Origin of the sequence: Methylobacterium sp. Leaf456 (genome assembly GCF_001425465.1) — a bacterium.
Classification (GTDB): Bacteria; Pseudomonadota; Alphaproteobacteria; order Rhizobiales; family Beijerinckiaceae; genus Methylobacterium.
This window is the reverse complement of sequence record NZ_LMQV01000003.1, coordinates 97,868-116,811: the sequence shown is the minus strand read 5'-3', so window position 1 is coordinate 116,811 and position 18,944 is coordinate 97,868. Positions and strand designations below refer to the sequence as shown.

The 18,944-nt window shown below is 70.1% G+C and carries 16 protein-coding genes; 9 read left to right on the top strand and 7 right to left on the bottom strand.

Features of this window, described 5'->3' with window-relative positions; translation table 11 throughout:
* Window positions 1–5: 5 nt before the first annotated feature.
* Window positions 6–338: a hypothetical protein gene (locus ASG52_RS04815; RefSeq protein WP_156383788.1), complete on the bottom strand. Its 333-nt coding sequence runs from the start codon at window positions 336–338 to the stop codon at window positions 6–8.
* 348 nt (window positions 339–686) lie between these two features.
* Between ASG52_RS04815 and ASG52_RS04810 the strand changes: the two genes are divergently transcribed.
* Both ASG52_RS04810 and ASG52_RS04805 read left to right on the top strand, forming a co-directional pair.
* Window positions 687–3,923, top strand: coding sequence for an efflux RND transporter permease subunit (locus ASG52_RS04810; RefSeq protein WP_056239814.1), 3,237 nt, complete (start codon window positions 687–689; stop codon window positions 3,921–3,923).
* Window positions 3,924–4,071: 148 nt separating this feature from the next.
* Complete coding sequence (locus tag ASG52_RS04805) at window positions 4,072–5,346, top strand: efflux RND transporter periplasmic adaptor subunit (protein ID WP_056239811.1); 1,275 nt, start codon at window positions 4,072–4,074, stop codon at window positions 5,344–5,346.
* 570 nt (window positions 5,347–5,916) lie between these two features.
* Here the strand turns inward: ASG52_RS04805 and ASG52_RS04800 are convergent.
* On the bottom strand, window positions 5,917–6,618 hold the full coding sequence (locus ASG52_RS04800; RefSeq protein WP_056239808.1) for an SDR family NAD(P)-dependent oxidoreductase: 702 nt from the start codon (window positions 6,616–6,618) through the stop codon (window positions 5,917–5,919).
* 168 nt (window positions 6,619–6,786) lie between these two features.
* Complete coding sequence (locus ASG52_RS04795) at window positions 6,787–7,980, bottom strand: HD-GYP domain-containing protein (protein ID WP_082552348.1); 1,194 nt, start codon at window positions 7,978–7,980, stop codon at window positions 6,787–6,789.
* Between the two features lie 69 nt (window positions 7,981–8,049).
* Here ASG52_RS04795 and ASG52_RS04790 point away from each other — a divergent pair, with 69 nt between their 5' ends.
* The 4 genes from ASG52_RS04790 to cls all read left to right on the top strand — a co-directional run bounded on the left by ASG52_RS04790 (window position 8,050) and on the right by cls (window position 13,209).
* Window positions 8,050–8,466: an HIT domain-containing protein gene (locus ASG52_RS04790; protein ID WP_056239805.1), complete on the top strand. Its 417-nt coding sequence runs from the start codon at window positions 8,050–8,052 to the stop codon at window positions 8,464–8,466.
* Window positions 8,466–9,395, top strand: coding sequence for an NAD(+) diphosphatase (gene nudC, locus ASG52_RS04785; protein WP_056239802.1), 930 nt, complete (start codon window positions 8,466–8,468; stop codon window positions 9,393–9,395). The genes ASG52_RS04790 and nudC overlap by 1 nt, the downstream gene beginning before the upstream one ends.
* Window positions 9,396–9,886: 491 nt before the next feature.
* Window positions 9,887–11,611 carry an MFS transporter gene (locus tag ASG52_RS04780; RefSeq protein WP_082552346.1) on the top strand — a complete coding sequence of 575 codons (1,725 nt, stop codon included), beginning with the start codon at window positions 9,887–9,889 and terminating at the stop codon, window positions 11,609–11,611.
* A 161-nt stretch (window positions 11,612–11,772) separates the two neighbouring features.
* The gene (gene cls, locus ASG52_RS04775; protein WP_056239796.1) at window positions 11,773–13,209 is read left to right on the top strand and encodes a cardiolipin synthase; all 1,437 of its coding nucleotides are present in this window, start codon (window positions 11,773–11,775) and stop codon (window positions 13,207–13,209) included.
* Here cls and ASG52_RS04770 read toward each other — a convergent pair.
* The 4 genes from ASG52_RS04770 to ASG52_RS04755 all read right to left on the bottom strand — a co-directional run bounded on the left by ASG52_RS04770 (window position 13,100) and on the right by ASG52_RS04755 (window position 15,722).
* Window positions 13,100–13,873 (bottom strand): endonuclease/exonuclease/phosphatase family protein, encoded by a 774-nt coding sequence (locus tag ASG52_RS04770; RefSeq protein WP_056239793.1) that lies wholly within the window; start codon window positions 13,871–13,873, stop codon window positions 13,100–13,102. The two genes, cls and ASG52_RS04770, sit on opposite strands and share 110 nt — an antisense overlap.
* Before the next feature lie 139 nt (window positions 13,874–14,012).
* The gene (locus tag ASG52_RS04765; protein ID WP_056239790.1) at window positions 14,013–14,795 is read right to left on the bottom strand and encodes an enoyl-CoA hydratase; all 783 of its coding nucleotides are present in this window, start codon (window positions 14,793–14,795) and stop codon (window positions 14,013–14,015) included.
* 40 nt (window positions 14,796–14,835) lie between these two features.
* The gene (locus ASG52_RS04760) at window positions 14,836–15,270 is read right to left on the bottom strand and encodes a tautomerase family protein (RefSeq protein WP_056239788.1); all 435 of its coding nucleotides are present in this window, start codon (window positions 15,268–15,270) and stop codon (window positions 14,836–14,838) included.
* Window positions 15,271–15,323: 53 nt separating this feature from the next.
* The gene (locus tag ASG52_RS04755; protein WP_056239785.1) at window positions 15,324–15,722 is read right to left on the bottom strand and encodes a RidA family protein; all 399 of its coding nucleotides are present in this window, start codon (window positions 15,720–15,722) and stop codon (window positions 15,324–15,326) included.
* A gap of 140 nt (window positions 15,723–15,862) precedes the next feature.
* Here ASG52_RS04755 and ASG52_RS04750 point away from each other — a divergent pair, with 140 nt between their 5' ends.
* From ASG52_RS04750 to ASG52_RS04740, 3 genes are all read left to right on the top strand, one after another.
* Complete coding sequence (locus tag ASG52_RS04750; protein WP_056239783.1) at window positions 15,863–16,456, top strand: TetR/AcrR family transcriptional regulator; 594 nt, start codon at window positions 15,863–15,865, stop codon at window positions 16,454–16,456.
* A gap of 91 nt (window positions 16,457–16,547) precedes the next feature.
* On the top strand, window positions 16,548–17,156 hold the full coding sequence (locus ASG52_RS04745) for a nitroreductase family protein (RefSeq protein WP_056239780.1): 609 nt from the start codon (window positions 16,548–16,550) through the stop codon (window positions 17,154–17,156).
* Between the two features lie 116 nt (window positions 17,157–17,272).
* The gene (locus ASG52_RS04740; RefSeq protein WP_056239774.1) at window positions 17,273–18,898 is read left to right on the top strand and encodes an acetate--CoA ligase; all 1,626 of its coding nucleotides are present in this window, start codon (window positions 17,273–17,275) and stop codon (window positions 18,896–18,898) included.
* Window positions 18,899–18,944: the final 46 nt, after the last annotated feature.

Sequence of the window (18,944 nt, the reverse complement as noted above, 5' to 3'; positions counted from 1 at the left end):
CCGCCTCAGGGCTCGGCCGCGGCGGAGCGCGGCGGGGCGAAGCGGCGCAGATCGACCGGCCAGCCGCCCTCTCCGGTCTCCGCCACCGGGCGTTCGATGTCTTCCGGCGTGCCGAGGACGAGGGTGCGGCTGCGCCCGATGCCCTTGGGCGCGCGGATCACCGCGTCGGCCTCCGGGCGCCCGGCTCCGCCCCCGCGCAGGGGCCGGGCGGAAAAGTCCATGCCGACCTCGGAGCCCGACAGGCCGGCCCGCGGCAGCGTCTGCGCGGGGCAAGGAGAAACAAGCGCGACCGAGCCCAGACCCAGCAGGACGATCAGTGCCGGGCGTGAGAGAGCCATCGAGGCGAATCCGATGAGCGAAGCTTGACCGCTATAGGCCGACCCGGCCGCACCGTCCATGCACGGCGAAGTTTTCGGCACGAAATCGGCCGGCGTGGGATTTCGGCAACGTTTTGGGGAATCAATAAAAATACCCCGAATGGGGTATGCGGACGGTGACAGGCCGGACGCTCTACAGTCTTGGGATGCGTCTCGGAGCTTGGCAGCCTACACCGGAAGGCTTAACCCCGCTGCGGCATCGCGGCGCGCTGCTATTCCGTTCCGTATCCGGACATAGAACGGAAACATCGCCGGGCTCTGTGTGCCGCCCGGCTTCGCCCGCTCGCAAGGATCGGCCCAAGGTTCGGCATGGGTCTCGTTCAGTACGCGCTCAAGTTCCGCATCACGACCTACGTGCTCGCCGTGCTGATGATGCTCGGCGGCGTGGGCGCGGTCGTCGTCACGCCGAAGGATGTGCTGCCCACCGTCGACATCCCCGTCGTCGTCGTGGTCTGGACCTATACGGGCCTGTCCGCGCCCGAGATGGAAAAGCGGATCACGACCTATTCCGAGTTCGGAATCTCCAACAACGTCAACAACATCGCCCGGATGGAATCGACCAGCCTCCAAGGCACGTCGATCATGAAGATCTACTTCGACCCCTCGGTCAGCATCGATCTCGCCATCGCCCAGATCGTCTCGTCCACGAACTCGATCCGCGCCTTGATGCCGCCCGGAGTGCAGCCGCCGGTGATCGTGCGCTTCTCCGCCTCCTCGGTGCCGGTGATCCAGCTCGCGCTGACCTCGACCAAGGACAGCCTCAACAAGGTCTACGACTACGCGCAGTACCGCATCCGCCAGCGCCTCACGCAGGTGCCGGGCTCGACGCTGCCTTCCCCGTTCGGCGGCGCGCCGCGCCAGATCATGGTCGATCTCGACCTGCATGCGCTCCGCGCGCTCGGCCTGACGCCGCTCGACGTGACCAACGCCGTCACCCAGCAGAACCTAACGATCCCCTCGGGGCTGACCAAGATCGGCGAGCAGCAATACCCGGTGCAGATGAACGCGACGCCCGACGCGATCGCGAGCCTCAACGAGATGCCGATCCGGGTCGTCGGCGGCCAGCCGGTGCTGGTGCGCGACGTGGCCTATGTCCGCGACGGCGGCCCGCCGCAGGTCAACATCGTGCGCGCCGACGGGCAGGCCTCGGTGCTGATGCGCGTGCTCAAGAACGGCACCGCCTCGACGCTCGACGTCGTCAACAACCTCAAGGCGGCGCTCCCCGACATCCGCGCGGCGGCCCCCGAGGGGATGGAGATCAAGCCGCTGTTCGACCAGTCGGTCTTCGTCTCGGCGGCGATCGAGGGCGTGCTGCACGAAGCCGCCATCGCCGCGGCGCTCACCGGCCTGACGATCCTGCTGTTCCTCGGCTCGTGGCGCTCGACGCTGATCGTGCTGGTCTCGATCCCCTTGTGCATCATGACCTCGCTGGCGATCCTGGCGGCGCTGGGCCAGACCATCAACGTGATGACGCTCGGCGGGCTGGCGCTCGCGGTCGGCATCCTCGTCGACGACGCGACGGTCGCGATCGAGAACACCTACCGGCTGTTCGAGGAGGGGCGCCCGTTCCGCAACGCCGTGGTCGAGGGCGCGGCCGGCATCGCCAAGCCGGCGTTGATCTCGACGCTGTCGATCTGCGCCGCCTTCGTCTCGGTCTTCGCGCTCACCGACACGCCGAAGTACCTGTTCACGCCCCAGGCGCTGGCGGTCGTGTTCGCGATGCTGACCTCCTACCTGCTGTCGCGCACGCTGGTCCCGGTGATGATCGACGTGCTGGTGGCGCGCGAATACCTCCAGCATCACGGGCGCGACGACGAGGCGCCGCGCCGGGGCCGCATCGTGCGCGCCGCGACGTGGCTGACGCGGCCGGTGTTCTGGCTCGCGGGCGGCTTCCGCCGCCGGTTCGAGGCGTGGTTCGCGGGCTTCCACCGCGGCTATGTCGGGCTCCTGCACGTGGTCCTGCGCCGCCGGTTGGCGACGCTGACGCTGGTCGGCCTGCTGTTGGCCGGCACCGGCGTGCTGTTCGTCCACACCGGCCAGGACTACTTCCCGCAAGTCGAATCGAGTCAGATGACGCTCCACCTGCGCACGCGCCCCGGCATGCGCATCGAGACCGCCGAGCAGGTCTTCGCCGAGGTCCAGAAGGTCGTGCGCGAGGTGATCCCCGAAGGTGAAATCGGGCAGATCCTCGACAATATCGGCCTGCCGTCGAACAACTACAACTTCGCCTTCTCCGACGGTTCGTTCGTCTCCTACAACGACGGGCAGATGCTGATCGACCTGAAGGAGGGCCACGGCCCCGTGGCGGAGTACACGCGCCGCCTGCGCGAAGTGCTGCACGAGCGCTTCCCCGACCTGACGGTCTACTTCCAGCCCTCGGACATCATCACCCAGATCCTCAATTTCGGGGTGATCGCGCAGATCGACGTGCAGGTCTCCGGCCGCAACACCGAGAAGGACTTGGCCGCCGCCCGCCGGATCGAGGCCCGGCTGAAGGCGATGCCCGGCCTCGTCGACGTCCATCTCCACCAGATCGTCGACGTGCCGCAATTCTACATCGACGTGGACCGGCGCCTGGCCTCCGAACTCGGGCTGACGCAGCAGCAGGTGGCCCAGAACCTCAACGTCTCGCTGTCGGGCTCTTTCCAGGTGACGCCGAACTTCTGGACCGACCCGAGGACCGGCATCCCGTATCAGCTCTGGGTGCAGACGCCCGAATACCGCAACGACTCGCTCACCGACCTGCAGAACACCCCGCTCTTCGCCCGCGCCTCGGCGACCGGCGGATTCGGGCCGGGCGCGCTGACGCTGCTGTCGAGTGTCGCCACCATCACCCGCCAGCCGACCCAGACGGTGATCAACCACGTCAACACCCAGCCGACCTTCAACGTCTACGCCGCGGTGCAGGACCGTGACCTCGGCTCGGTCGCCCGCGAGATCGACAGGATCGTCGCCGAGGAGCAGAAGGCGCTGCCGGCGCCGGACAAGATCACCGTGCGCGGCCAGATCGAGAACATGCGCTCGGCCTTCTTCCGCCTCGGCATCGGGCTCGGCATCGCGCTCGTCGCCGTCTACCTCCTGATGGCGGTGAACTATCAGAGCTGGGGCGATCCTCTGGTGGTGCTGGCCGCGCTGCCCATCGCCTTCTGCGGCATCGTCGCGGCCCTGTTCATCACCAACACCGCCTTCTCGATCCCCTCGCTGTTCGGCGCGATCATGTCGGTCGGCATCGCGTCGGCGAACTCGATCCTGCTCGTCACCTTCGCCAAGGAACACCGCGAGGCCACCGGCTGTTCGGCGTTCGAGGCGGCGATTGCCGCGGGCGAGACGCGCCTGCGCCCGGTGCTGATGACGGCGGGCGCGATGTTCCTGGGGCTCATCCCGATGGCGCTCGGCACCGGCGAGGGCGGCGAGCAGAACGCGGCGCTCGCGCGGGCCGTCATGGGCGGCATCGCGCTCGGCACGCCCTCGACGCTGCTGTTCGTGCCGCTCCTCTACACCTTGCTGCGCCGCGGCGAGGTCAAGCCGCTTCAGGATTATGTATGATGCGCTCAAGGGTTGAACGCATCGACTGCCCGCGCATCCTCTCGCCCCGCACGCGGGGAGAGGAGGAATCCCGGCTGAGGACCGACGATTCATTCGGAAGCGGCATGATGCGGGCGTCCCACGGCAGACACGACGACAGGATCGTCCGGTGAGCGCGACCGAAGACAAACACTCCGGCGAGATCCCGCCGCCCCCGCGCAAGCGCGGCTTCCTGCTGGCCGCGTTCGTCGCCGCGGGGCTGATCGCCTGGGGCGCGCACGGCCATGCCGAGCGCGCGGCCCGCGCCGAGGAGACGCAGCGGCGCCAGAAGGCGTTCGTCCCGAAACTCCGCACGGTGGAGGCCAAGCGCCTCGAAGGCCCCGTCTCGCTCACCCTGCCGGGCCAGACCGAACCCTTCGCCACCGCCCGCATCTTCGCCCGCGCCACCGGCTACATCGCCGAGCGCCGGGTCGATCTCGGCTCCCGCGTGAAGAAGGGCGACGTGCTCCTGCGCATCGCCGCCCCCGATCTCGACCAGCAGCTCGCACAAGCCGAGGCGCAGCTCGGCCAGCTCCAGGCGCAGTTGCTACGCGCCAAGGCGATGGTCGATCAGGCCAAGGCCAACGTGAACCTCGCCCAGGCGACGAACTCGCGCACCTCCACGCTCGCCGGGCAGGGCTGGGCCTCCAAGCAGAACGCCGACAACACCCAGGCCGGGGTGCTGTCGCAGGCCGCCAACCTCGCCTCGGCCGAGGCCGACGTGAAGGTGGCCGAGGCCAACATCAAGGCCCAGGAGGCGACCGTCGGGCGCCTCAAGGCGCTGACCGGCTTCGAGACCGTCACCGCACCGTTCGACGGGGTGGTGACGGCCCGCAGCGTCGATGTCGGCGACCTCGTCCAGGCCGATGCGGGCGCCGGCACGCCGCTCCTGTCGATGGACCGGGACGACGTGCTGCGCATCTCCGTCAACGTGCCGCAGAACGCCGCCATCGGCGTGGCCCCCGGCGTGCTCGCCGAGATCAAGGTGCCGCAGATGCCGGGCCGCACCTTCACCGGCAAGGTCGAGCGCTCCTCGGTGGCGCTGCTCGCCTCCTCGCGCACGCTCACGGCCCAGGTCGACGTGCCGAACCCCGACCGGGTGCTGCGCCCCGGCCTTTACGTCTACCTGACGCTGGCGATCCCCCGTACCGGCGTCCCGACGGTGGCGGTGCCGGCCGAAGCGCTGGTGTTCAACCAGGGCGGCACCCGCGTCGCGCTCGCCCGCGAGGACGACACCGCGACCTGGGCGAATGTTCATATCGCCCGCGACAAGGGCAGCACCGTCGAGATCGACCAGGGGCTTTCGGGCGGCGAGCGCCTGATCCTCAGCCCCCCCGCCGACCTCAAGGAAGGCGGCCGCATCGCGCCCCAACCCGAGAAGCCGACGCATTCGGCGCAGCGGTGATCCGCGCATCCTCTCGCCCCGCCGTGCGGGGAGAGGGCTTCGGCGACCTCGTCGTCGCCGAAGCGGGGCGGCAGCCGACGGTGAGGGGACTTGCCCGGAGGAGGCACATCCTGAATCGCCCCCTCAGCGCCGCTTCGCTTCCTGTAGGGACGACAAGGTCCCTACAGGTCTTTACCGGATGCCGGCCCTGCCCGCGGCGGGACCGCAGCCGGCGACCACCTGAGGGCGGCCCGATCCGGGGGCAGACCGCCTGACGCGCCGGCAAGAGGGCGATGAGGAACCGGGATCGTTCGATCCGGGACAGGGGATCAACCGTGCAATCCAGTGGCCGATCTCAGGTCGTCGCTCTGTGTGGGTCCCCCGTCGCGGCCCCCATCTCGGCCAACAGCCCGAGGCTGCGCTCACAGGCCGGACAGATGGAGGCAAGAGAACGCAGCCCCGAAAAACTCATCCGACCATCTTGCGAGAAGGGGGGCGTCCACACATGGATTGCTTCGGCTCCGCCTCGCAATGACGGCGCGGGTCTCGCCCGAGGTGATCGCGGGCCGGATGGGGCCGCTTCCGCTCCTCTCAAAACCGCTCCACCCACGGCCGCACCGCGACCTCGTCGCTCCACGCGCTGCGGTCCTGGCGCAGCAGGGCGAGGTAGGTCCGTGCGATCGCCTCCGGATCGAGGGTGGCGTCGGGGTGGTCCTCGGAATCGGGGTGGGCGGCGGAGCGGATCGCGCCGTCGACGATGACATGCGCCACATGGATGCCCTGCGGCTGCAACTCGCGCGACAGGCTTTGCGCAAGGCCGCGGAGCGCAAACTTGCCCATGGCGAAGGGGGCAGAGCCCGAAAAACCCTTCACGCTGGCGGAGGCGCCGGTGAACAGGATCGCACCGTGGCGGTGCGGAAGCATCCGCCGGGCCGCGGCCTGGGCGACGAAAAAGCCGCCGGTGGCCGTCACCGCGATCGCGCGGGCGACCGCTACGGGATCGAGGTCGGCGATGCCGCCGCGCAACCGGGCGCTGGCGTTGTAGACCACCACGTCGGGCGCGCCGCCGAGCGCAGGCTCCAGCCGGGCGAAGAGGGCCTCGACCGCGCTCGGATCGGCGGCGTCGCAGGCATGCAGCGCGGCCCCGGTCTCGGCGGCGAGGTCTTGGAGCTTTTCGACGTTGCGGGCGGCGAGGCCGACGGAAAGCCCCTCGGCGGCGAAGAGTCGGGCCAGGGACGCGCTGAGGCCGGAGCCGGCGCCGACGATCAGGGCGCGCCGATAGGTCGGGATCATGGGGGCCTCCTCGCTCTCCGGTCGAAGACGGCGAGCCGGGGCGGCTTGTTCCTTGGGTGATGACAACCGACGATGATCCATCGTCGGTTGCCCCCGCGACTGCGGGGCGGCGGTCGTCCGCCGGGCGCCTGGAACAGGACCATCGGTCCTGTTCCAGGCAACTTGGTCTTACGTGCTGCGCTCCTGTACCAGCGCGACGATGTCGTCCCAGCGCGAGAGGAAGGCGGCGACGCAGGCCGGGTCGAAGTGGCGGCCGGATTCCGCCTCGATATGCGCGCGCGCCTTCTCCAGCGGCCAGGCCGGCTTGTAGGTCCGGGCCGAGATCAGCGCGTCGAACACGTCGGCGACCGCCACGATCCGGCCGGAACGCGGAATCTCCTCGCCCTTGAGGCCGCGGGGATAGCCGGTGCCGTCCCAGCGCTCGTGATGGGTCAGCGCCACCTCGGCGGCGATCTGGAGCAGGCGCGAGGGGCTGTCGTGCAGCATGCGGTAGCCGCGGAGCGCATGCTGGCGCATCTCGACCCACTCCTCGTCCGTGAGCGGGCCGGCCTTGCGCAGGATGTGGTCGGGCACGCCGATCTTGCCGATGTCGTGCATGGTGGAGGCGAGCGCCACGTCGTCGGCCTCCGCCTGGCTGAGGCCGAGGCCCTCGGCCACGGCGATCACGCAGCCGGCCACGCGGGTGAGGTGGTCGCCGGCCTGATCGTCGCGGAACTCGGCGGCCAGCATCAGGCGGCGGATGATCTCGCGCTCGCGGGCGGCGGCGTCGGCGAGCGCCTGGGCGGCGTCGCGGCGCATGGCAAGCGCCCGGCGGGCGCTGTCGGCGCGCGCGCTGGCGAGTTCGATCAGCACGCCGACCCGGTCCTGAAGCTCCAGCGCGTCGAAGGGCTTGGCCAGCACGTCGCTGGCCCCGACCTCGCGGGCGAGCCGCCGCAGCGCCCGCGGCTCGCCCTCGGCCACGAGCAGCACGGGGGTGCGGGACAGTTCCTCGCGCTCGCGCAACGCCCGGATCAGCGCCGGGGCGTCGAAGCGCTCGGGTTCGGCCTCGACCACGATCACGTCAGGCGCCTGCGCGGCGAGATCCTCGATCACCCGGACGCCGACGGCGACGATGCCGGTCGCGCAAGGTAGGCCGTGCAGCGCCAGGATCAGCGGGGCGGGGGTGCGCGCCGCCACGACCGCGACGCGGGCAGTCTCCTCGGTCGGCTCGGGCCGCCAGCCCGGCCTGACCTCCGGGGCGGGGAGGGGCGGCTGCGGGGCGGGCGGCACGGGATCGACGCGCCGGGCTTCGAGCGCCGCGCTCAGGCGGGACAGGACGCGCTGGACCGGGGCCGGGATCACCGGGACGCCCCGCGGCGACATGCGGGGCGGATCGGTCTTTTGCAGCCGCCCATGGCCACCTTTCGGGCCGATGCTCTAGATGCCCCCCGCATGAGCGACGATTTCTCCCTCGACCCGCGACTCCGCGCCGACACCCACCCCGTCGGCGACCTTGCCCTGTGCTCGGTCCTGCTGATGGACGACGCGCGTTTCCCGTGGCTGATCCTCGTGCCGCGCCGGCCGTCCGTGAGCGAGTTGACCGACCTGAACGAGGCGGACGCGGCGGCCTTGACCGGGGAGATTCGCTTGACGGCCAGGGTGATACAATCGCTCGCCAAGCCCGACAAGGTGAACGTCGCGGCACTCGGCAACGTGGTGGAGCAGCTCCACGTCCACGTGATCGCCCGGTTCCGCTCGGATCCCGCTTGGCCGAGCCCGGTCTGGGGCCACGGCGAGCGCAAGCCCTACCCACCGCACGCCCGCGCCCAGATCCTTGAGCGCGCCGCCCAACTCTTCGCGGCCGCCTGATGGGCGCGCCGGAGGGAGGCGGGCGAGACGCCCTGGCCTATGTCGAGAGCGGCCTCGTCCGCCATTCGGCGGAGGCCGGTGCCGCCCCGGCGCTGGCCGAGGCGGGGGAGGGGGCCGGGCTCGTCCTGATGGCAGGCGAGCGGGTTGTTTTTCGCAATGCGGTCGGTGAGGCGAGCGTGCTGCTCGACCCCCGCGAGGGGACGCGGGCCGGCGATCTCAGCCACGAGGTCTTCCTCGGCCGGTTCGGGGAGCGGCCGGTCTTCGCCGCCGCCGCCGCCGCGGAGGCCGCCGAACTGTTTCCCGAGCCCGATTTCCGGGCGGTCGATCTGCGGGCGCTCGCCAGCGAGGGCCGCGTCGCGCGGGCCGAACTGGGGCTGGCCGCCACCGCCAAGTCGCTGCTGGCGTGGCACGCCCGGCACGGCTTCTGCGGCCGCTGCGGCAGCCCGACGGCCGTCGGCGCCGGCGGCTTCCGGCGCGAATGCGGGACTTGCGGCCTCCACCATTTCCCGCGCACCGATCCGGTGGCGATCATGCTGGTGCGGCGGGGCGAATCCTGCCTGCTCGGGCGCAGCCCCCACTTCAAGCCGGGGATGTATTCGTGTCTCGCCGGCTTCATCGAGCCCGGCGAGACGCTGGAGGACGCGGTGCGCCGCGAGACCTTCGAGGAGACCGGCGTGCGGGTGGGCGCGGTCGCCTACCACGCCTCGCAGCCCTGGCCGTTCCCCTCCTCGCTGATGCTCGGCTGCGTCGGCGAGGCCCTGTCGGACGCCATCGCGATCGACTCGGCCGAGCTGGAGGACGCGCGCTGGTTCTCGCGCGGGGACGCGGCGCGGATGCTGGCGGGCACGCATCCCGAGGATTTCACCATCCCACCGGAGACCGCCATCGCCCACCTGCTGATGCGCGATTGGGTGGAAGGCCGCCTCTGAGCGGTCGTTTCGGATGCGCCTCCCGCCCATTCGCCTCATCCTGCGGTGCGCAGCGAAGCGGAACCTCGAAGGACGGCTCCAGGGATCGGGCGACATGTGGAGTCCTCCTTCGAGGCTGCTTCGCAGCACCTCAGGATGAGGGGGTTGGGTCGAAGGAAGGAAGCCGGCGGACTGCACTTCCGACCTCACTATCGATTTTTATAAAAACTTGAAAAACTCAGGAATAAGCGCGCCATCTGAACGTGCAGAGCAGCCACTCGGGTGCCCTCGACAGCACACCCTCAGTCGTTTTTGAAACGCCGCCGCCTCTACGCATAAATTCTTGATGAAAAATCCGATTTCGGCGCCCCCCGCCCTCTTCTGTCGCAGGGCGTCTTGACATAGCGTTCGCGCGCACCAAGCGCGGTGTCAAAAAACAAGTTCAAGATCTGGAGGAGCGCCTGATGGCGACAGGAGCCGCAATACCGCGGACGGAAGCGGACGTCCGACCGATGACCGGCAACGAGAAGAAGGTCATCCTGGCCTCCTCGTTGGGCACCGTCTTCGAATGGTACGATTTCTATCTCTACGGCTCGCTGGCGGCGATCATCGGCGCGCAGTTCTTCTCGGCCTACCCGGAAGCGACCCGTAACGTGTTCGCGCTGCTCGCCTTCGCGGCGGGCTTCCTCGTGCGCCCGTTCGGCGCGCTGGTGTTCGGCCGGCTCGGCGACTTGGTCGGGCGCAAGTACACCTTCCTGATCACCATCCTGATCATGGGCATCTCGACCTTCTTCGTCGGCCTCTTGCCATCTTACACCACGCTCAACGAGTACGGCATCGGCTGGGTCGCGCCCGTCACGCTGCTGGCCCTGCGCATGCTTCAGGGCCTCGCGCTCGGCGGCGAGTACGGCGGAGCGGCGGTCTACGTGGCCGAGCACGCGCCCAAGGGCCGCCGCGGCTTCTACACCGCCTTCATCCAGACCACCGCGACGCTCGGCCTGCTCCTGTCGCTGATGGTGATCCTGTTCACGCAGATCTACGTCAACGCCAACTACGCCCCCGTCCCGGTCACCGCCGCCGACGGCACCGCCTCGACCATCACGCCGTTCGCCGCCTGGGGCTGGCGCATCCCGTTCCTGGTCTCGATCGTGCTGCTCGGCATCTCGGTCTGGATCCGCATGCAGATGCAGGAGAGCCCGGCCTTCAAGAAGATGAAGGAGGAGGGCACCGGCTCCAAGGCGCCGCTGTCCGAGGCCTTCGGCCAGTGGAAGAACGCTCGCTGGGCGCTGCTGGCGCTGCTGGGCCTCACCGCCGGCCAGGCCGTGGTCTGGTACACGGGCCAGTTCTACGCCCTGTTCTTCCTGCAATCGATCCTGAAGGTCGATCAGTTCACGGCCAACGTCCTCATCGCGTGGTCGCTGATCCTGGCCACCGGCGGGTTCCTGTTCTTCGGTTCGCTCTCGGACAGGATCGGCCGCAAGCCGATCATCCTGGGCGGCTGCGTGCTGGCGGCGCTGACCTTCTTCCCGCTGTTCAAGGCGCTGACCGCCGCCGCCAACCCGGCGCTCCACGCGGCGCAGCAGAACACGCAGGTGATCGTCAAGGCCGACCCGGCGGATTGCTCGTTCCAGTTCAATCCGGTCGGCACGGCCAAGTTCACCAATTCCTGCGACATCGCCAAGGCGCTGCTCGCCCGGAGCGCGGTGAACTACTCCACCGAGAACCAGCCGGCCGGCACCAAGGCCACCGTCAGCGTCGCCGGGCGTGAGTTCGCCGCCGCCGACCCGACCTTCGCCAAGGACATCGGCGCGGCGCTCACCGCGGCGGGCTATCCGGACGCCAAGAACCCGGAGATCGTGAAGATCGCGATCGACCCGAAGGACGGCCTGTCGAACTTCGCCAAGGTGGTCGACATCTTCTCGGCGCAGAAGCTGACGATCATCGCCATCCTGACGATCCTCGTCCTCTACGTGACGATGGTCTACGGGCCGATCGCGGCGGCCCTGGTGGAGCTGTTTCCCACCCGCATCCGCTACACCTCGATGTCGCTGCCCTACCACATCGGCAACGGCTGGTTCGGCGGCCTCCTGCCCGCCACCGCCTTCGCCATGGTGGCCCAGACTGGCGACATCTATTACGGCCTCTGGTACCCGATCGTCATCGCGCTGATGACCGCCGTCATCGGCCTGCTGTTCCTGCCCGAGACCAAGGACCGGGACATCTTCGCCGACGACTGATCCTCGCCGGTGCCATCAACGAAAGCGAAGAGGGGGCTCCGCCGCGAGGCGGGGCCCCTTCCCGTTTCTCGGGTCCGGCTGTTCGACCGGCCCGGCTTGGCCTATGTGCGCCTCGCGGGGCGCAGCTTCGCGGGGCGCGGCACGGAGCGGCGGGCGGACCGGTGGAAGACATCCTGACCCGCTGGCTCGCGCAAACCGCCGTGATCCGCGCGGACCTCCTCGCGGCCCTCGGCGTGGCGGTCTCGCTCGGCGTCAGCCTCCACATCCTCATGCGCAAGCGCGTGGTCGGCTCGGCCATCGGCTGGACCGGGCTCGTGTGGCTCTCGCCGGTCTTCGGTACCGCGCTCTACCTCACCTTCGGCCTCAACCGGGTCGAGCGGCGCGCGAGGAAGCTCAAGCGGCGCCCTTCCGTCCAATACGACGAGACACCCCAAGCCCCGGCCGCCGTGCCGGAGGCCTACGCGCCGCTCGACCGGGCGGTGCGGGCGATCACCGGGCTGCCGACGGTGGCCGGCACCGGCATCACCGTGTTCCGCAACGGCGACGAGGCCTATCCGGCGATGCTGGCGGCAATCGCCGACGCGCGCCGCAGCGTCGCGCTCTCGAGCTACATCTTCCTCGACGACGAAATCGGGCAGACCTTCATCGCGGCCTTAAAGAAGGCCGTGGACCGGGGCTGCGAGGTGCGCGTCATCCTCGACGGCATCGGCAGCGGCTACTTCTTCCCCGCGGCGTGGCGGCGGCTGCAGCGGCTCGGGGTGCCGTCGGGGTTGTTCATGCATTCGGTGCTGCCCTGGCGGATGCCGTTCCTGAACCTGCGCACCCACAAGAAGCTGCTGATCCTCGACGGGCGGATCGCCTTCACCGGCGGCGTCAACATCTCCGACGGCAACCGCGTGTCGGATAAGCCGAAATTCCCGATCCGCGACACGCATTTCCGGATAGAGGGGCCGGTGGTCGAGCAGCTCGCCCAGGCCTTCATCGTCGATTGGGCCTTCGTCTCCGGCGAGGAGCTGGAAGGCGAGGCGTGGATGCCGCGGCTGTCGCCCGCGGGCGACCTGACCGCCCGCGTCGTCACCTCGGGGCCGGATGCGGATATCGAGAAGATCGCCACCGTGGTCCTGCAGGCGATCGCTTGCGCCCGCTCCTCGATCCGGCTGACGACGCCCTACTTCCTGCCCAACGACCTCATCGTCAGCGCGCTGTGCCTCGCGGCCACCCGCGGCATCGAGGTCGATGTCGTGATTCCGCGGCGTAGCGACCACCGCATCGTCGATTGGGCGACGCGGGCGCATATCGAGCCGCTGCTCGAGAGCGGCGTGCGGATCTGGCTCGACGAGCCGCCGTTCGACCACTCGAAGGCGCTGTCGGTCGATCGCGAATGGTGCTTCGTCGGCAGCGCGAACTGGGATTCGCGCAGCTTCCGCCTCAACTTCGAGCTGAACGTCGAGGTCTACGACGCCGCGCTGGCCCGCCGGCTCGACGACTTCATTTCGGGGAAATGCGAGACCCGGCTGACACAGGCCGATCTCGACGCGCGCCCGCACCTCGTGCGCCTGCGCGACGCAGCCGTGCGACTGCTGCTGCCATACCTCTGAGCCGCCCCGGCGCGCCCGGCCCCTCCGGCGCGGGAGAGAGCCGCACCGTGATCGGATGGTGGTCGGACAACCCACGGGGCAGCACCGCGTGCTCGTGACAGACGAGGCCGCGTACGAGGCAGCGGTCGAGCCGCAGCGGCAGAACGTCGACCATGGCGTGGGTCGGGCGCCGGGGCCCGACATCGCGAAAACCGGGGAGCAGGGCCGGGCCGACGATGTTGTAGTCGCCGAGCACCGCCGCGCGGGCCGGCAGATGGCTCTCGATCCGCCGGAGCTGGCGCCGGTTGAGCACCTGCCCGTGCGAGAGATGGACGTTGCCGACGCCGAAGCCGTCCCAATCGAGCACCTGACACACCCGGTCGATCAGCACGCCCGGCGGCAGCGGGACGATCTCGGGGGGCTTGCCCCACGGCACCGGGCTCCACATCGCGAGGCCATGGATGCGCCCCGGCAACTGCGCCCAGGCATAGACCCCGCCGACGCGCTCGGGCAGCGCGCCGATCTCGCGGGTCGCCTCCTGCATCAGCAACAGGTCGGGCCGCTCCCGCTCGATCAGCTCCGCGAGGCAGTCCACCGCCGCGCCGGTGCGGCGCAGCAGGTTCCAGCTCACGATTTTTTTGGAGGCTGGGCCGGGCTCGGGGAGGGGAGGGCGTTGCAGCAGCATGGGGTCCGTTCGCGAGGCCTCGTGTCGGCTCAGAGCGAATTCCGACGAAACGGAGCCCGTTCGTCGAAAGAAGGCGCGGCCAAGCAAGACCGAGCGGCGCCGCCGAAGCCAATGCGCAGACAGCCAAAGGGTTCGCGCTTCAGCGCCTCTTCCGGTTCAGGAAGGCGCCGATGCCTGCTTCAGCCGAGCGCGCCAGCATGTTCTGCGCCATCACCCGGCCGGCATGGGCGTAGGCGTCGGCCAGCGGCATCTCGATCTGCTCGTAGAAGGCGCGCTTGCCCACCCGCACCGTGTCGGCGCTGCGCGCCGCGATGGTTTTCGCGAGATCCTGCGCCTGGGCCAGCGCGCCGCCGGCCTCCGTCACGTCGCTGACGAGGCCGAGCGCGCGGGCCTCCTCGGCCCCGACCATGTCGGCGGTGAGCAGCATCCGCATCGCCGCCTTGCGCGACAGGTTGCGCGAGAGCGCCACCATCGGGGTCGAGCAAAACAGGCCGATCTGCACGCCGGGCGTGGCGAACCGCGCCTGCGCGCCCGCCACCGCGAGATCGCAGGAGGCCACGAGCTGGCAGCCCGCGGCGGTCGCCACGCCCTCCACCGCCGCGATCACCGGCTGGGGCAGGGCGGGCACCGCCATCATCACCGCCGAGCACAGCCCGAACAAGTCTTCGAACTTTTGCGCGCCCCGGTCGGGCTCGGCGCGGTAGCCGGTCATCTCCTTCAGGTCGTGCCCGGCACAGAAGGCCGGCCCGGACGCCGCCAGCACCACGGCGCGGACCGATTCGTCCTCCGCCAGCGCCGCGAAGGCGTCGCGGAGGGCCTCCAGCAGGGCGAAGGAGAGGGCGTTGCGGGCCGACGGCCGGTTGAGGGTGAGCGTGGCGACGCCGTCGCGGTTCTCGCGCAGCAGCAGGGCGGGTTCGGCCATGGGGGTCTCCTGGAGGGGAATGGCGAGGCCTCGCAGACGCTTAAGCCGCCCGGCTCAACTTCTCCCGCAAGTCCTCCGGCAACGCAGCGAGCCACTCCGCCTCGCCGCCGGGTTGCGGCAGGACGTTGCCGAATTCGAGGACGCCCTGCGCCGGGATGTCGGAGACGTAGACCCACACGTCCTGTTCCGAGATGCCGAGGATCGCGCTGGTCTCGCGCATGATCCGAGTCAGGATCGCGGCCTTCTGCTCCGCGCTCCGCCCGGCGCGGATGTCGGCCCGCACCCAGACGTGGTCGGGCGAGGCCGGCTCGCCCGCGATGAAGATCGAGCCCGGCTCGACGTGGTAAAAGATCACCTGAACGAAGTAGCGCGGCGCGTCGGCCTCCGCCGCGTGGATCGCCGTGACGCTCTGAGCGATCCGGGCGCGCTGCTCGGGCGTGATCGCGCGGGCAGTGGTGACGGCGTAGGTCGGCATGCCTTTCCTCCGGGTTTTGGAGTGAAGGCTAGCACGAAACCCCGCGCAGCGGCTCAGGCCATCGGCGGGATGCGGGCGATGACCTTGATCTCGAAGTCGAACCCGGCGAGCCACGTCACCCCGACCGCGGTCCAGTTCGGATAGGGCGGGGCGCCGATCACCGTGTCGCGCACCGCCATCAGGGTCTCGAACTGCGCTTCCGGGTCGGTGTGGAAGGTGGTCACGTCCACCACATCGTCGAAGCTGCAGCCCGCCTCCCGCAGCACCGCGTCGAGTCGTTCGAAGGCGCGGCGCACCTGGGTCGCGTAGTCCGGTTCCGGCGAGCCGTCCTCGCGGCTGCCGACCTGGCCGGAGACGAACAGCAGGTCGCCGGAGCGAATCGCGGCGGAGTAGCGGTGCCGCTCGTAGAGCGCCTGCCGGCCGGGCGGGATGATCGCGTCGCGCTTCGTCATAGTTTGATCCTCTCGAAGGCCGGAGCCCTTCCCCGGCGCGGCGGCATGCTTCATATACACACCGTATATGAGAGAGATGCTCGCATACGATGCGTATGTCAATCCGCATACGCGCTGCATGTGAAGAAGCGGAGACCATGATGGCGGCCGGGCAGCGCGCGCGGATGATGGAGGAGACGCGGGCCAAGCTGCTGTGCGCGGCGCGAAAGGCCTTTGCCGACAAGGGTTTCGCGGCGGCCTCAATGGACGAGCTGACCGCCGCGGCGGGGCTGACGCGCGGGGCGCTCTACCACAACTTCGGCGACAAGAAGGGCCTGCTGCGCGCGGTGATCGAACAGCTCGACGCCGAGATGGTGGCGAAGGCGCGGGCCGCGCGCGAGGGAGCGGCGACGCCGTGGGCGGGCTTCCTGGAGGAATGCGTCGCCACCATCGAACTCGCGCTGGAGCCCGAGATTCAGCGGATCATGCTGCTCGACGGGCCGGCGGTGCTCGGCGATCCCTCGCGCTGGCCGGGCCAGACCGCCTGCCTGCGGGCCACGACCGAGACGATCCAGACCCTGATCGACGCGGGCACCCTGCGGCCGGTCGATGCCGAAGCCGCGGCCCGGCTGATCAACGGCGCGGCCCTCGACGCCGCCCTCTGGGTCGCCGCTGCGGAGGAGCCCCGCGCCGTCCTGCCCAAGGCGATCGAGGCGTTTCGCTGTCTCGCCTCGGGCCTCCTGAAGGACCGCTAGACCGCCCTTTTGCAGCGCAGCGGGCAGTGCCATACCTCGTCTATGCGACGGCGCCCTCAGTGCGCCCGACGATGCAGGAGAGTGCGACCACGTGACGACCGATTCCGAGCGCCCGACCACCCGCACGCCCGACCACGCGATCGAGCCGCTCTTTACTGAGCGCTGGTCGCCCCGCGCCTTCACCGGGGAGGCTTTGCCGGAGGCCGAACTAATGCGGATGTTCGAGGCGGCGCGCTGGTCGCCCTCCTCGTACAACTCGCAGCCCTGGCGCTTCCTCTATGCGCTCCGCGACACGTCCGACTGGCCGGTCTTCCTCGACCTGCTGACGCCGGGCAACCGCAAGTGGGCCGTGGATACGGGAGCGCTGGTCTTCCTCGTCTCCAACAGCCGGATGAAGGTCGGCGACGAATTCAAGCCCGCCCCCAGCCACTCGCTCGACGCGGGCGCGGCCTCGCTCGCCTTCGCGCTCCAGGCCAACCGGCTGGGCTGGCACGTCCACGGGATGGGCGGGTTCGACCGCGACCGGGCGCCCACTGTCCTGAACGTGCCCGAGCATCACCGGATCGAGGCCGCCTACGCGGTCGGGCGCGCGACGCCCTGGTCGGAGTTGAGCGAGGAGCAGCGGGAGAAGGAGCGCCCCAACGCGCGCCGCCCGATCACCGACTTCATCCATGCCGGCGGCTTCCCCAAGCAGGATTGAGCCGAAGGTCGGGGTTGCGGCGGGCCGGAAGGCGCGGCGAGAAGCCGGCCCACGGTGAACGAGGAGACGCGGGGTCCGCCGACACGGAAGCCCCGCGAGGGTCGAGGAACGATGCCGTGCTGGAGCCGGCCGCCACCTACGAAGAACTGACCGAAGGTTTCCGCTGGGAGATCCCGGAGCGCTACAACATCGCGGCCGACGTCTGCGACCGCTGGGCGCTGTCCGAGCCGGAGCGCCCGGCGATCCTCGAGGTCGCCCCCGACGGCACGGTGGCGACGATCACCCACGGCGCGTTGCGGGCTCGCTCCCTGGCGCTCGCCGCCGGGCTCTCGGCCCGCGGCGTCGGCGTGGGGGATCGGATCGCGGTGCTGCTGCCGCAATCGGCGCACGTGGTCGTAACGCATCTGGCCGCCTACCGGCTCGGTGCCATCGCCTTGCCCCTCGCCGGCCTGTTCGGCGCGGAGGCTCTGCGCTACCGGCTGGGCGATGCCGGGGCCCGCGCCGTCGTCACCGACGCGGCCGGGCTCGCCAAGCTCGCGCCCCTGCGCGACGCGCTACCCGAGTTGACCCTCGTCGTCAGCGTCGACGGCCCCGCCGACGGCGCCGAAGCGCTCTCCGCGATCGAAGCGGCGGGAGGGGCCAAAAAGCTTGAAACGCGGGCGACCGGGCCGGACGATCCGGCGCTGATGATCTACACCTCCGGCACGACCGGGCTCGCCAAGGGGGCGCTGCACGGGCATCGCGTCCTGCTCGGCCACATGCCGGGCTTCTCGATGATGCACGACTTTCCCGGGCCCAGAGACGGGCCGATCTGGACGCCGTCCGACTGGGCCTGGGCCGGGGGCCTGCTCAACGTGGTGATGCCGAGCCTGCGGCTCGGGATGCCGGTGGTGGCCCGGCCCTTCGCCCGGTTCGAGCCGGAGGCCGCCTTTCGGCTGATCGCCGACCTGCGGGTCAGCCACGCCTTCCTGCCGCCGACGGCTTTGCGGATGCTGCGCGCGGTCCCCGCGCCGCGGGAGCGGTTCGACCTCTCGGGCCTGCGCAACATCGCCTCGGCGGGCGAGGCGCTCGGCCCCGAGACCTTCGCCTGGGCCCGCGACGCGCTCGGGCTGACCATCGGCGAGGCCTACGGCCAGACCGAGTGCAACCTCGTGCTCGCCGCCTGCCGCCGGGCCGGGGTCGCGCGACCCGGCTCGACCGGGCGGCCGGTGCCGGGCCATCGCGTGGCGGTCTTGCGGGCGGACGGGAGCGAGGCCGGCGTGGACGAACCCGGCGAGATCGCGGTGAAGGCCCCCGACCCGGTGCTGTTCCTGGGTTATTGGCAGCAGCCCGAGGCGACCGCGAAAAAATTCAGGGACGGCTGGTGGCTCACCGGCGACACCGCGCGGCGCGACGCCGACGGCTACGTCCACTTCGTCGGACGCGAGGACGACCTCATCACCTCCGCGGCCTACCGCATCGGCCCAACCGAGATCGAGGATTGCCTGTTGCGCCATCCGGCGGTGGCGCTCGCCGCCGCGGTCGGCGTGCCGGATTCCTTGCGTACCGAGATCGTGAAGGCCTTTATCGTGCCGCGCGAAGGGTATACCCCCTCCGACGATCTCGCCGCCGACATCCTCGCCTTCGCCAAAAGGAATCTCTCGGCGCACGAGGTGCCCCGGGCGCTCGACTTCCGCGACAGCTTGCCGACGACGACGACGGGCAAGATCATCCGCCGGGCGTTGCGCGACGGGACGGCCTGAACGATACGGCGGCAAGCTCGGCCGGCAACGGCTTGTTGACGGGTTC

Bases quoted from the DNA above. Each gene is read 5' to 3' on its own strand.
- ASG52_RS04815 (WP_156383788.1), bottom strand. From the start codon at position 338: ATGGCTCTCTCACGCCCGGCACTGATCGTCCTGCTGGGTCTGGGCTCG.
- ASG52_RS04810 (WP_056239814.1), top strand. From the start codon at position 687: ATGGGTCTCGTTCAGTACGCGCTCAAGTTCCGCATCACGACCTACGTG.
- ASG52_RS04800 (WP_056239808.1), bottom strand. From the start codon at position 6,618: ATGATCCCGACCTATCGGCGCGCCCTGATCGTCGGCGCCGGCTCCGGC.
- ASG52_RS04795 (WP_082552348.1), bottom strand. From the start codon at position 7,980: ATGTCGCCGCGGGGCGTCCCGGTGATCCCGGCCCCGGTCCAGCGCGTC.
- ASG52_RS04790 (WP_056239805.1), top strand. From the start codon at position 8,050: ATGAGCGACGATTTCTCCCTCGACCCGCGACTCCGCGCCGACACCCAC.
- nudC (WP_056239802.1), top strand. From the start codon at position 8,466: ATGGGCGCGCCGGAGGGAGGCGGGCGAGACGCCCTGGCCTATGTCGAG.
- ASG52_RS04780 (WP_082552346.1), top strand. From the start codon at position 9,887: ATGACCGGCAACGAGAAGAAGGTCATCCTGGCCTCCTCGTTGGGCACC.
- ASG52_RS04770 (WP_056239793.1), bottom strand. From the start codon at position 13,873: ATGCTGCTGCAACGCCCTCCCCTCCCCGAGCCCGGCCCAGCCTCCAAA.
- ASG52_RS04765 (WP_056239790.1), bottom strand. From the start codon at position 14,795: ATGGCCGAACCCGCCCTGCTGCTGCGCGAGAACCGCGACGGCGTCGCC.
- ASG52_RS04760 (WP_056239788.1), bottom strand. From the start codon at position 15,270: ATGCCGACCTACGCCGTCACCACTGCCCGCGCGATCACGCCCGAGCAG.
- ASG52_RS04755 (WP_056239785.1), bottom strand. From the start codon at position 15,722: ATGACGAAGCGCGACGCGATCATCCCGCCCGGCCGGCAGGCGCTCTAC.
- ASG52_RS04750 (WP_056239783.1), top strand. From the start codon at position 15,863: ATGGCGGCCGGGCAGCGCGCGCGGATGATGGAGGAGACGCGGGCCAAG.